Below are 12531 nucleotides of genomic sequence, written 5' to 3'. Positions count from 1 at the left end.
GGCACGAACTTGTGTTAAGAGCTTGATTTCATCCATCAAGCCACACGAATAGCCGCGAAAACGGTTTGATGAAGAATTCAAACTCGCGCAGAATTTCGGCATATTCTTGATGACTGAACGCCAGGGCACTCTTTAGGATGCAAGCCGTCGGTGCTTCACGGCCAGAGTCAAACATCGGACTCTGGATGGTGAACCGTCATCGCGCTCCCTCTCCTTAAAGGTTCTCTCATGACCCAGGCATGGCCCACTTATCCTGCTCCCCGCAAACTGGCATTGGTGGTCAGTTGTGTGGACTATCGTCTGCTGGATGACATCGTCAGTTACCTGCATCTGGACAATATGACGAACCGGTATTACCACTTCGCGATTGCCGGGACGGCGCTGAGTTTAGTCGAGAAGTTACGAAAAGGTGACTTTCACACACCTAAAACAGGCGATGTCGAAAGTTATGAGAGGGCCAATATCAAGACAGAGTCTGATCTGATGAAGTTGTTCTGCGCATGGAAGCGGACCTTCTTTGATCAGGTGAAAGCGGGATTGATTCTGACAAAGCAGGGGATCTCTGATATCTATATCATTCAACATGAGAACTGTGGAGCTTTCCGGATCTATCTCAACAAAGACATTGAAGGGAAAGACAAAACTGAGACGGGTGAACACCTAAGCTGTGAAGCCTGCGAGATCGAAATGCATCAATGGTATGCAGTAAGGTTAAAGGAGCAGATAAAGGCAGGTTGGGATAGTATTAGTCAAACCATTTTCGATGAGCAGTGGCCGATTAGCGAACGATTTGGAGTAGATTGTGAAAAGAAGGCCGAAGAATGTTCACTGGAAAAAACTGGAAAACCGTTTGAAGTCATACGAGGGCAAAGCAAACCACCTGAAATTCATCTCTTGTATATGACTCTTCGAGGCGAGATGTTGAATCTGGAAGAGTGGGAGCCCGATCCCAAGACCTATAAAGTCAAAGAGAAGAAGAAATCCAAAAAGTCGAAAGACACAAAGAAGTCCGAGTAATTATTTATCGAGTTGCTGGTTCATATCATGTCATTTATTCCTGTCTGTTTGCCCTTATATATTGCTGGTGAGCCGCTGGTGACGAGTCAGCCGCTCGAGGTGCGGTATCCTTATGATGGATCGCTGACGGGAACTGTCTCAACGGCCCGGCATGAGCATCTCGAAGCAGCGATCCAGGCGGCTCTCAAAGGTCATGCGCCTTTGAGTCGGTATAGCCGGGAGCAGGTTTTGCGGCGTGCCAGCCTGATCTTTTCTCAGCGAACGGAAGAATTCGCCCGGTTGATGACGCGGGAGACGGGCCTCGCGCTCAAAGATACTAGAGCCGAAGCGAGCCGCGTATGTGATGTGCTCCATGGTGCTTCGATGGCCGCCATGGAATGCGATGATGCGACGTTCTGGGGCGATGTGACACCGCCGGGGAAAATACTGGGCAGCAGGAATCGCTCAGTCCATGTGATGCGTGAGCCTTTAAGGCTGGCGGCTGCGATCACTCCCTTCAATCACCCGTTGACACAACTGGCTCATAAGGTGGCCCCGGCGATCGCTGCGGGAACGCCGATCATTTTGAAGCCTTCCGATAAGACCCCGCTGACGGCTGTCCGATTTGCAGAAACACTGTATGAAGCGGGTCTTCCCGGCTGGATGCTGAGTGTACTTATTGGGCCAGTTGATACGGTGATCGAGCCGCTGATCACCGATCCTCGTGTGGAGGCGATTTCTTTCACGGGGAGTGTCGCTGTCGGGAAGCGGATTGCAGGAATGGCTGGTTACAAGCGAGTCTGCCTGGAGCTGGGGGGCAACTCGGAACTCATCGTGTTGAAAGATGCCGACCTGGCATTGGCAGCCAAGCTGGCTTGCGAAGGGAGCTATCGCAATTCGGGCCAGCGCTGCACGGCAGTGAAGCGTGTGCTGGCTGAAGAGAGTATCTATGAAGAACTCGCGCAAAGGATTACGGAGGCCACCAAAGCCTTTATGAGTGGAGATCCCGAGGACTCTAAGACCGATGTCGGCACTTTAATTTCGGAATCAGCCGCTATTGGTATTGAAAAGAGTCTGCATGAGGCCATGGCCCGGGGAGCTGTCCTGCTGACAGGTGGTCAGAGGAACGTCGCACTGCTGGCTCCGACAGTGCTGAAAGATGTGCCTCGCGACGCGCCTCTTGTTGTGGAAGAGACCTTCGGGCCCGTGACGCCGATCATTCCTGTAAGAGATCTGGCAGATGCGATTCAATATGCCAACAGTAGCCGCTATGGGCTTTCGACGAGTGTCGTGACCGATTCGATGTCACAGGCGATGACGGCGATTCGCGAACTGCATACCGGAATGGTCCATGTGAATGAAGTCCCCGGTTATCGGCTGGAGCAGGCTCCGTTCGGAGGAATTAAAGATTCCGGTCTGGGGATTAAAGAAGGGATTATTGAAGCGAAGAAGTTCTACTCGAATTCGAAGACTTACTCCTTGCCATGGTAGCATGATTCATTCAGAAGTTCGTACGTACGATATGTCTATCAAAGATTGATTTGAGAGATCTCTATGAAAATTCATTTGCATGTGAATGGCAAGAAGCAGGGGCCTTTTGAGTTGGAGGAGGTCAATTCGCAGATTGCGGAGGGGGTGCTTCTGCCGGGAGAGGTGAGTGCCTGGTACAAAGGTTGTGAAGACTGGATGCCTTTGGAGATGGTGCCTGGGATTGAGATTCCCGCCGGGATGAATGTTCCACCTGTCAAAAAGGGAGGAGCTTCTTCCGCAGAAAAAGGTGGGGACAGTACGGGTGGATTGATCCCTTACAAAAATCCATCGGCACTCATCGCATACTATCTCGGTATCTTTGGCCTGTTCCCACTCTTCGGTCTCGTCTTCTCGATCCCAGCATTTATTCTGGGGATTGTGGGGTTGTATAAACGCAGTCAGAACCCGGTGATTAAAGGAAGCGTCCACGCCTGGATTGGAATTGTTCTGGGGTTCATCGCCACCACATATAATGGCTTGCTCGCGATTGGAGTCATTATCGCGATCAGTCAGAATCGATTCTAGCGTGATGAGATCGATGAATTCGTGCGAGATGCGAGGCTTTGGATCGTTGGTATCCACCGACAGTACCAGCGCAGGAAGCCGGGTCTCTGTTGATCGAGGGAGATTTGTGTGCCTGAGTCGCTAGCGAGATTTCATGCCGAATTGATCTTGGTGAATGGATCAACAGGAGATCCTGTCCTGCTGATCGATTATCCGGATCGGGATGATGCAGTTCTGCTGGATGCGGGAGAGAATGGTGCTCTCTCGTTGGAACAGTTGGCGGATCTTTCCGTGGTGCTGATTACGCATCATCATATCGATCATTTTGTGGGTCTGGATCGCATTATCCGTGCGAATATGGATCGAGACAAAACGTTAAGGATCTATGGCCCGCCGAAGACTATTGAGAAGGTGGCGGATCGCATTCGCAGCTATGAATTTCAATTCTTTCCGTTTCAGAAGATCGTCATTGATGTTTATGAGATTCATGAAGATGGCTTTCGTGTGGGACGTCTCGACTGTGGTCGAAAGTTTCCACCGCCGGAGATTCGTGATGAGGCGCGAACGGGATGTGTGATTTTCGAGAATGAGACGATTCAGGTGGAGGCCGTCTTTGCCGAGCATACGGTGCCGTGTTTGAGTTACGCTGTGATTGAGAAGCCGGGTTGGTTTTTGAATGTCGATGCACTGCGGAAAAGTTTGTTAAAGCCGGGGAGTTGGATAGGGGATGTCCTGGGCCTTTTGCGTGAGGATGCTCCGAATGGAACTCAAGTTCTGATTGAAGGTGGGAGTTATCCGCTGGCGACTTTGCGGGATAAGTTCTTTCTGAAAAGCCTGGGGGCCCGACTCGCTTTTGTGACAGATACGCTCTGGAATGAAGCTTCTCGATCGAGGTTACTTTCGATTGCACAGCGGGCCAGTGTCCTTTATTGCGATTCGTTCTACGCCCAGGGGCAGTTATCGCAGGCACTGAAGTATCACCATATGACGGCTTCTCAGGCAGGTGAATTGGCACGCCTGGCAAAAGCCGAGAAACTGGTGCTGATCCATTTTGCCAAACGCTATGCCGGCAAGTACGACATTCTGGTTGATGAAGCGCGCGAACATTTTGCCAAGGTGACGGCTCAGATCCCTTGATCCAATCCGCAGCTTCTTGCGTATGGTATGCATGCGAAATTTTCTGAAGGCAGGCTATGACCGAGTTGAATCCAGCATCTGAAGATCTTGAAGCAACGAATCATGCTCCTGAAGAGTTACCAGATGATTCTCCGTCGGGTCGCTTACCTCTTATGGATGCAGCGACGGCATTAGCGATGCTCAAAGAGGGACAACCACTCGCCGATGTGCGGATTGAAAAGCTGACGTTACAGGGTGAGTTTACGGCCCCGGTCATCTTTAAAAATGTGGTTCTCGATCGACTGACGATCAAGAAGGCGATATTTCATGAGGTTGTGGAGTTTGCCAAGTGCACGATCTATCGCGCCCGCTGCGAGAGAAAATCGACGTTTGAGAAATCGTTTTGCATGCACGCCTGCAAGTTGAAAGGCTGCATTTTCAGCGGGTTGACGATTCAGGGGTTGGCACGCTTTGATCTCAGCGAGTTTTTTGGCAAAGGGGATTTTAAGTATTGCGTGTTCCAGAAGGATGCGAAGTTCTGGGAAGTGACTTGTGATGGCTGGTTTGGATTTCAACATTGCGAATTTCATGGACTGGCCGATCTGCGAAGTATGTCAATTGGGCAGGGGCTCACCTTTAATCATTGCCTCTTTCAGAAGGATGTGCTGTTTCGCGGGATCAGCATTGAGAAGAAGCTCGATTTTGACGTTTCGCACTTTGATGGCATGATTGACCTCTCGAAAGCCAAGCTGCGTGACTTTGTCTATTTAGAGACTATCTCACAGGGTGTGCGGCAACAATTTGCTTTTGCCAATGCGGTAGTTGATCGGATGCTGATCAAGCCAAAGCAGATTGAGGGTCGCCTGGCATCGGAGAATACTGGGGATCATGAACTGGCGATGCGTGAATATGGTTTGTTGAAGGCGATCTTTCAGACGCTCCATCGATTTGATGAGGAGGACTGGGCCTACTATCGCTTCAAGGTTAATCAAAGGAAGAGTAAACCGCGCTCATGGCTCAAGCCCTGGACGAAGCTGGCACAGATTTGTGATCTGGTATTTCTCGACTGGGGCTGCGGTTATGGGACCAATCCTGGCAGAGCCGTTGTTTCGGCACTGCTGGCGATGCTGTTCTTCGCAGTTCTTTATGCAATTGGCTATCAGCATTTCGAGATCGACAGCCCGCCCATTGCCGATCTGCCTGCCGATGGAATCATTAATCGCGTGGTCTACTCGTTAATGACAACCGTGAGTGTATTTACTTCTGGCTTTGGCGGAGATCAGTTTAATACCGCACATGGCTGGGTGTTGATACCGCTCAATATTGAAGCTTTGCTAGGGACTTTACTCTGGGGTTTATTTGTGGTGGCCTTCAGTCGTAAAGTGATTCGATAACTTCGCCATTGGGCCCTTTGATACGGATTCCAATAAACAATTGCGCGGCGGGTGGCTGGGGTTGAGTCTTCGAACCCCCAGCAATTTTCGGCATGAACTGGGGGTTCGCGAAGACGCTCAACCCCAGCCACCCCATACCAAGGAGTGCAGTTGAATTTTGGAAACTGAATTAGTCCTCTTGATCGGCGGATTCGAAGGTTCTGCCGGTGACTTTGAGGAAGACTTCTTCGAGTGTGGGGCGGATGAGGCCGATGGCGCGGAGTTCGGGGCCTAAGCTGGTGGCGAGTTCTTCGACAAGACCTGGCGAGATTTGTCCTTCGAGTCGGAATGAAGAGCCCATGCGGAGCGCGTTGCGGCCTGTTTTCTGAAGTAGAATTTCGGCAAACGTCTCGGGGTTACGAGGAGTCATCGAGAGTGCATCCTGCCCGACGGATTGTGTGAGTTCATCGGGAGAGCCTTCGGCCACTTTCTGCCCTTCGTCGAAGATCACGACCTGGTCGGCGAGTTCGGCTTCTTCCATCAGGTGCGTGCTGACGAGGATGGAGATCCCCATTTGGCGGAGCCTGGCAAGTTCCTGCCACAGTTCACGCCGACTGCCCGGATCGAGCCCGACACTGGGTTCATCGAGGAGGAGCAGGCGGGGATGGTGGAGCAGAGCTTTGGCCAGTTCGACACGACGCTTCCAGCCGCCAGAAAGTGTTTCGACGGTCTTAGGGAGCCAGTCCTTTAATCCCAGCGGTGTGCTGCATTCGATGATTCGCTGTTGCAGATCGACCGAGTTGAGGCCGTAGAGCTTGCCTTGATGCCAGAGGTTTTCTTCGACAGTCAATCGGGTATCGAGGCTGGGGGATTGGAAGGTGACGCCAAAGAGTCGCCTGGCTCTCTGCGGTGAGTGCGCGAGATCGACGCCAAAGATCTGACCGGTTCCCTGTTGCCAGGGAAGGAGTGTGGCCAACAGCCTGAAGAGCGTGGATTTGCCACTGCCATTGGGGCCGAGCAGCGCACAGATCTGGCCTTCGTCCACGCGAAAAGAAACGTCGTTCAGTGCCGGAGGAGTTTCTTTCCGCGAGGGATAACTGAAGGAGACATGCTCGACGCTAATGGCGGCTGACAGGCTCGTTGGCGATGCACCCATAGATTTCGACTTTATCGGGGCGATGGCGTTGAGTTCATTTCTGTGTGAACTCATTCGGCGGGGAGTTCGAGAAGTTCGACAGTTTTGAACTCCACGGGATGGCTTTCGGATTGTAGTGAGATGGTGCCGGAAGAGAGGAGTTTTTCGCCGCCACGGGCTTTGATGAGTTCTTTGGCGTGGGCATCGCGCTCATCGAGTTGAGGTTCGGTGTATTCGAGGACCGTCTTGCCATTGACGACGTGGCGCATGAGTTTGCTGCCACGAACTTCGATTTCGGCAGTGACCCATTGATCGCCGTCGTAGGTATCGGAAGTGGAAGTCGTGCAGTGGGGTGTGAAGAGTTTGCCGTTCATCACCACGTTCGTGCCGGGAGTGCAGAGATTGGCGGTGGTGCGTTTGCCTTTGCCCAATCCGCCGAGGAACTGGACTTCGATGGAAGCTGGGAAATCCTGATCTTTGCCGATCGTTTTGGGGTCTTCGCCATGGAGCATGGCACCGCTGTTGCGGGTCGCCCAGCCGGGACCACCTTTGCACTGATCTCCCACAAAGCGATAGACGATGCGCAGGCGGTAATTCGAGTAGGGTTTTTCGTAGAAGAGGTGGCCGAACTTTTCGCCGAACTCGGGGTATTTTGCGGGGTCGTAAACGACTTTGAGGAGTCCGTCTTCGACGCGGAAGGTGTTGCCGTAGTTCTCGCCGAGTTCGTGGTAGCGGATTTTGGGTGTCCAGCCGGTGAGATCTTTGCCGTTGAAGAGCTGAATCCACTTTTCTTCGCCTGGTGTGCTGCTGGCTGGAGGTGTGGCTTCCTGTGCGAAGAGGCTCACGGAGCACGAGAGGCACAGTGTAATCGAAGTTGCCAATTTGATGATGGTGGAGAGCATGGTGTGGCTTCTGCAGGAGGAGAAGGATGGTTTGTATGGGTTTGGGGAGTGGATGGGTTCAGGCATGCTTGCCCAAGGCTGCAAGCATGGCACTAGATTAACATGGCACTTAGCGCATTACTGGGCGGTTTCTTTCAGCGTTTTGACACACGTGGTGATGAGGTCGCGCGGGGAGATGCCTTCGGCCTGGCCATCGTAGTTGAGGAGTACACGATGTTGCAGGACTTCCTGAGCGAATGAGCGGATATCGTCCAGGGCGACATAAGGTCTGCCATCGGCCAGAGCTTTCACTCGGGCGGCTCGAATGAGCCCTTGAGCAGCACGCGGGCTGGCACCCCACTGCACAAACTGCTTGACCTCGGGAGGGGCATCTTCGGTTTGTGGGTGAGTACTGAGAACCAGCCGGCACGCGTAATCGCGGATGATGTCAGTGACGACGACCTTATCGAGGAGTTGCCGCAATTCGAGAATGCGATCGCCCGTAAGGAGTTGAGGAACTTCGACGGGGCGCTTGAGGATCGTACGACTGACGACTTCGTTCAGCTCAGCTCGATTCAGAAACGGGACGACGACTTTGAAGAGAAAGCGGTCAAGCTGCGCTTCGGGGAGCGGGTAAGTCCCTTCCTGCTCGACGGGGTTTTGCGTGGCCAGCACGAAGAAGGGTTGCTGAAGTTTATGAATGACTCCGCCCGTGGTGACAGAGCCTTCCTGCATGGTTTCGAGGAGAGCGGACTGTGTTTTGGGTGAGGCGCGGTTGATTTCGTCTGCGAGGAGCAGCTGGGTGAAGATGGGCCCTTTGCGGAACTCGAAGCGATAGCGGCCCGCTTCATCGGTGGACATGATGTTGGTGCCGATGATGTCGGCGGGCATGAGATCCGGGGTGAACTGAATGCGGCGGAACTCGAGGTGGAGCACGCGGGAAAGGGCTTTCACGAGTTCTGTCTTGCCGAGACCTGGCACCCCTTCGAGCAGTACGTTGCCACCGGCGAAGATGGCGACCAGCACGGACTCGATGGCGATCTTCTGGCCGACGATCACTTCACTGATGGCAGTGCGGGCTTTTTGAAACTCTTCGGCAAATCGCGCGGCTTCATCGCGTAAGCCCTCGACCTGAGATTCCATACTTTTTCCCCGAATTGGCTTTTCTCACATCATATGAATCGCAACGTGAAATCGCGCGTCGAAGATGGCGTAAACATGCTTGCCCAAAGCTGCGAGCATGGCACACAGAGCTCTATTTCAAATTGGAATGCTTATCAGACCGCGATCAACGGCTTCTATGAGGTTGCCAGAGTTGGGCAAGGAAGTCGAGTCGGCACCTGATGAAAAGATCTTTTCCGGGGCAAAACGCTGGAGGGGATAGAACCTCGAATTCGGTAGGGCTCAATGAAAACGTCTCGACCAACAGTGAACTGGTCGAGACGTGATGGATCGTCAATGGTCGGAGTCGCCTGATGAATTACAGCCCGCTGGTTGTGGCGGGAACGCCTGCTGGTGCAGGAATCGAGGCGGCTGGATTTGTGGGAGGTGCGGCCGGGGCGGAGATGATTGTTCCCGTGGCCTTGAACTGAATCACATTGGGGCGACCTGGGAGCGAGATGGTAAAGGTTTCGTTGAGTGGGCCAGCGAGATCGGGCACTTTGAGTGTCATAGGAAGAACGTGGACTGGAGCTGTGGTGGTGGGGAGCTTGACCTGGAAGGCCCCATCGACAGTTTCGCACTCAATTTTTTCGATGGCAAAAGGCTTCTTGGAGCGAATGACCACCTGCAGGGCTTTGGTGGTTCCTGGAACCAGGTTGCCCAGTGTGAGGAGAGATGGAGTGATGACAAACTCAGCTTCCACTCGACCATTGAATGGAACCGGGACGGCGGGTGTGCCGACATCGTTGGTGGTGAGCGAGATGATGCCTCCAAAGTCACCGACGGGAGCATCGGGTGAAACCTTGGCAATCAACTGATAGTTGACAGCACCACCGCTGCGGCTGGTTTCAACGACAGTGGCGGTAACGAGTGGATTGGAGGAGTTGATGCCGGTAACTGTCCAATCAGGACGACCTGCATAAGCCACGTTGACGGTCGATTCCTTGCCAGCCCCGACATCGAAGCCGCCGAAGTTGATCGCACCGGGAGTGAGCACCACATCGGTGCGGATGTAAACGCGAAGTGGGATTTGAACTTCGACTGTGCCAATGTTGGCAATCGAGAAGGTCACGAAGACGTTCGAGGTTTTTTCGCGCATGAACTTGTAGGTATCCATGGCGATTTCGACGTAACCTTCTTCGCCACTTTTCAGCAGGTTGGTGCTGAGCTTGGCCTTGGAGCAGCCACAACTGGTGCGGGTTCCGAGGAGTTGTACATCTTCTTTGTAAATATTGCGGATTTTGAGACGGTAGACGGTGTCTGCTCCGCGGGCCACAGTGCCGAAATCGATGTTCTGCCGCTCCAGCATTTTGTTGGCCCAGTTCAATTCCTGAGCCAGCAGATTTGTGGAGCAAACTGTCAGGAGGCCGATGGCCAGACAGGTGGCCTGGAACAGACGAGACACTTGACGAAACATGTTAGCGATCATCCCTTTGATCCTGGCAAAGCCCCTGGAACTGACCAATCGACTGGTTATCTGCCAGTCTGAACCTGGTCCTCGTCGGAAGAATTGCTCTCATGAGCAATCGGCTCCGGCATTGAACAAAACAATTCAATGTGCCCGTTCCCTGGGCATTACCACCATCTATTCAACCAGATCGGACGAAGCGAACAAGACTAATGCGCCTCCGGTGAGGCGGTTTTGTCCGATTCGATGTCGCCCCTTGCGTTGCTGGAAGAGTCTGCCGGGAGAGAATTTAGCGCCCTTGACAGGCTTTCAACTCTCGAAACGACACTTTCAGTGAATCGATGGATGCTCCGCAGTCATTATCTGTGAGGCATTCAAATCACTGGCTCACAGGCAACAACTTGCCCACTTGAATCGACTTAACGCGAGCGCGAAGTTAGTTGACAAGGTACAAAATGTCAACATGGCCGAAAGAGTGCCGTCACGCCAGAAACAGGCCGGAAAGACGCCTCAAGTTACCAGTTATCCCCAAGTTTCCTATCAGGGCGGTTTTCAGGAGGGGAATGTGGTGATTCGTGACCGGGAAGCATCGGAACAGTTCGATCCGTGCAATCTGCAGAAGCCGTTATTCTGAATCTAAAGTGCTTCATGATAAGGAGTTAATGATTTTTATCGGGGTTTTGCCGCTATGGACACTCAGGTTTTTCCTTCGTCGTTCGGCCTGACGGGCAATCTCGACCTAAACTGAAGCTGGAAGTCTGCATTTTGTGTCTTGTGCTCCATTTTGAGTCTCGTGTTCTGGCGCGAGAGGCTGGATCGATTTCGATCCTCCTTTTTAGGAGCAAGGATCAGCTGAGAGCAGGGATCAGAGTTCCTGGCGGACATCTGCAGTTCAGGTCAAGGATTTTTGCGAGATGGCGGTTCAGAGTCTGAAATCCAATGTGCTCTTCACATGGCTGGCCCATCTGGCAGCATTGGTAACCGGCTTTTTCCTGATGCCGTACGTGATGCATGTGCTGGGCGATGCCTCGTATGGGCAGTGGGTGTTCATCAATTCTTTTGTGGCGTATGGCGGCCTGTTGTACATGGGGATGGGTGAGACCATTTGCCGGTATGTGGCCAAGTATCACAGTGAAGGAAACACCAAGGGCCTCAATGAAGTCGTCACGATTGTGGCCTCTGTCTATTCGCTGGGGGCGGCGTTTGCGTTTCTGCTGTCAGTGGGGATTGCTCTCTTGTTGCCCTGGATGAGCCCCTGGAAGGGACAGGAGTTGCTGGAGATTCAGCTGGTTGTCGTGATACTCGGGCTGAACCTGGCGATGTCTCTCCTGGGGAGTATTTTTGGCGGTGTGCTGATGGGAGTCCGCCGGTTTGATCTCGAACGGACGGTCGGGATTGTGTTCGATCTGGTGCGCGTCGCGCTGATATTCGTGTTTCTGCATCGCGAATGGGGGCTGCTGACGATGGCCCTGATCTACATGATCATTACGATTCTCGAAAACAGTGCCTTCATGTACCTCTCGTGGAAAGCTCTCCCGGAGCTGCAGATTCGATGGTCGCACTGGAAATATTCGGTACTCAAAGAATGTACTTCGTTCAGTTCAATGGCTTTGCTGAACAATTTTGCCCAGAGCCTGATCTATGCGACGGATAGTATTGTCATTGGCTTCCTGATGGGGGCCGAGGCGATTGTGCCCTACTATATCGCTTTGCGACTGGTGCAGTTCATCCGTCAGCCGATTGAAAAGGTGGCTTTTATCTGTATGCCCACAGCGGGGGCCATGCAAAGTTCGGCAGATCGCGGGAAGCTCCACAAACTCTTTTTGCAGGCGATCGGGATTACGTTTCTGCTGGCAGCCGGGATCAATCTGGGGGCGTACTTCTTTGGTGGCGACCTGATTACGTTATGGGTGGGTGCCGGCTATGAAGAATCTCATCGACTGCTGGTGATTCTGCTCGCAGCGACTGTGGTGACATTGCCCTGCAATCTATTGCGATCGTTCCTGCTGGCTCAGGGGACGATTCGATTCCCGGCGATGATCTATTTTGCCGAAGCGATTGCCAATCTGGTGATCAGTCTGGGGCTGGGCTTAATGCTGGGGCGTGTGGGTGTGGCCATCGGGACGCTGGTACCGGCTGTGATTCTCGAAGCGGGAGTTCTGTTGCCTTTCGGCTTGTCGATTCTCGGGATCAGCGGTTGGCGGCTGATGAGCGATGCGATACGTCCTCAACTGGTGCCACTGGCAGCTCTGGCGGGATATTGCCTGCTGATCAGCCCGCAACCATGGGCTCATGGCAGTTGGCTGGCGCTGGTGGGTGTGAGTGCCGGTGGTGGTGCGGTGCTGGGTGTGACCTGGTTGCTGGTCCACAATCCACCGGGGAACTGGTGGCCTGGAATAATACGACGCCAGGAAGCTTAGAGTTTCT

Annotated in this window: 11 protein-coding genes; 7 read left to right on the top strand and 4 right to left on the bottom strand. The window is 53.1% G+C overall.

Going from position 1 to position 12531, the window contains the following annotated elements:
- Positions 1 to 288 precede the first annotated feature (288 nt).
- The 5 genes from PLIM_RS18910 (at position 289) to PLIM_RS18890 (ending at position 5540) form a co-directional block, all read left to right on the top strand.
- A complete protein-coding gene (locus PLIM_RS18910; RefSeq protein ID WP_148227186.1) occupies positions 289 to 1017 on the top strand; it encodes a hypothetical protein in 729 nt (242 codons plus the stop codon).
- 27 nt (positions 1018 to 1044) lie between these two features.
- Positions 1045 to 2487, top strand: a complete 1443-nt coding sequence (locus PLIM_RS18905; RefSeq protein WP_013111920.1) for an aldehyde dehydrogenase family protein — start codon at positions 1045 to 1047, stop codon at positions 2485 to 2487.
- 63 nt (positions 2488 to 2550) lie between these two features.
- Complete coding sequence (locus PLIM_RS18900) at positions 2551 to 3051, top strand: GYF domain-containing protein (RefSeq protein WP_013111919.1); 501 nt, start codon at positions 2551 to 2553, stop codon at positions 3049 to 3051.
- Between the two features lie 108 nt (positions 3052 to 3159).
- A complete protein-coding gene (locus PLIM_RS18895; protein ID WP_013111918.1) occupies positions 3160 to 4167 on the top strand; it encodes an MBL fold metallo-hydrolase in 1008 nt (335 codons plus the stop codon).
- 56 nt (positions 4168 to 4223) lie between these two features.
- On the top strand, positions 4224 to 5540 hold the full coding sequence (locus PLIM_RS18890; RefSeq protein WP_013111917.1) for a hypothetical protein: 1317 nt from the start codon (positions 4224 to 4226) through the stop codon (positions 5538 to 5540).
- A 169-nt stretch (positions 5541 to 5709) separates the two neighbouring features.
- Here the strand turns inward: PLIM_RS18890 and PLIM_RS18885 are convergent, their stop codons facing one another.
- From PLIM_RS18885 to PLIM_RS18870, 4 genes are all read right to left on the bottom strand, one after another.
- Positions 5710 to 6675: an ABC transporter ATP-binding protein gene (locus PLIM_RS18885; protein WP_041403906.1), complete on the bottom strand. Its 966-nt coding sequence runs from the start codon at positions 6673 to 6675 to the stop codon at positions 5710 to 5712.
- 50 nt (positions 6676 to 6725) lie between these two features.
- Positions 6726 to 7556, bottom strand: a complete 831-nt coding sequence (locus PLIM_RS18880) for a 3-keto-disaccharide hydrolase (protein WP_013111915.1) — start codon at positions 7554 to 7556, stop codon at positions 6726 to 6728.
- 117 nt (positions 7557 to 7673) lie between these two features.
- Complete coding sequence (locus tag PLIM_RS18875) at positions 7674 to 8678, bottom strand: AAA family ATPase (protein WP_013111914.1); 1005 nt, start codon at positions 8676 to 8678, stop codon at positions 7674 to 7676.
- A gap of 337 nt (positions 8679 to 9015) precedes the next feature.
- The gene (locus PLIM_RS18870; RefSeq protein WP_052301629.1) at positions 9016 to 10113 is read right to left on the bottom strand and encodes a DUF1573 domain-containing protein; all 1098 of its coding nucleotides are present in this window, start codon (positions 10111 to 10113) and stop codon (positions 9016 to 9018) included.
- 454 nt (positions 10114 to 10567) lie between these two features.
- On the opposite strand from PLIM_RS18870, the gene PLIM_RS24465 reads away from it, so the two are divergent.
- Positions 10568 to 10738, top strand: coding sequence for a hypothetical protein (locus PLIM_RS24465; RefSeq protein ID WP_155523255.1), 171 nt, complete (start codon positions 10568 to 10570; stop codon positions 10736 to 10738).
- A gap of 280 nt (positions 10739 to 11018) precedes the next feature.
- Positions 11019 to 12524, top strand: a complete 1506-nt coding sequence (locus PLIM_RS18860) for an oligosaccharide flippase family protein (RefSeq protein WP_013111912.1) — start codon at positions 11019 to 11021, stop codon at positions 12522 to 12524.
- Positions 12525 to 12531: the final 7 nt, after the last annotated feature.

The sequence above is a fragment of the Planctopirus limnophila DSM 3776 genome (genome assembly GCF_000092105.1).
Lineage (GTDB): Bacteria > Planctomycetota > Planctomycetia > Planctomycetales > Planctomycetaceae > Planctopirus > Planctopirus limnophila.
This window is presented reverse-complemented; position numbering and strand designations above follow the sequence as displayed.

Excerpts from the sequence above, each read along its gene's own strand:
- PLIM_RS18905 (WP_013111920.1), top strand. The coding sequence starts at position 1,045 with ATGTCATTTATTCCTGTCTGTTTGCCCTTATATATTGCTGGTGAGCCG.
- PLIM_RS18900 (WP_013111919.1), top strand. The coding sequence starts at position 2,551 with ATGAAAATTCATTTGCATGTGAATGGCAAGAAGCAGGGGCCTTTTGAG.
- PLIM_RS18890 (WP_013111917.1), top strand. The coding sequence starts at position 4,224 with ATGACCGAGTTGAATCCAGCATCTGAAGATCTTGAAGCAACGAATCAT.
- PLIM_RS18885 (WP_041403906.1), bottom strand. The coding sequence starts at position 6,675 with ATGGGTGCATCGCCAACGAGCCTGTCAGCCGCCATTAGCGTCGAGCAT.
- PLIM_RS18880 (WP_013111915.1), bottom strand. The coding sequence starts at position 7,556 with ATGCTCTCCACCATCATCAAATTGGCAACTTCGATTACACTGTGCCTC.
- PLIM_RS18875 (WP_013111914.1), bottom strand. The coding sequence starts at position 8,678 with ATGGAATCTCAGGTCGAGGGCTTACGCGATGAAGCCGCGCGATTTGCC.
- PLIM_RS18870 (WP_052301629.1), bottom strand. The coding sequence starts at position 10,113 with ATGTTTCGTCAAGTGTCTCGTCTGTTCCAGGCCACCTGTCTGGCCATC.
- PLIM_RS24465 (WP_155523255.1), top strand. The coding sequence starts at position 10,568 with ATGGCCGAAAGAGTGCCGTCACGCCAGAAACAGGCCGGAAAGACGCCT.
- PLIM_RS18860 (WP_013111912.1), top strand. The coding sequence starts at position 11,019 with ATGGCGGTTCAGAGTCTGAAATCCAATGTGCTCTTCACATGGCTGGCC.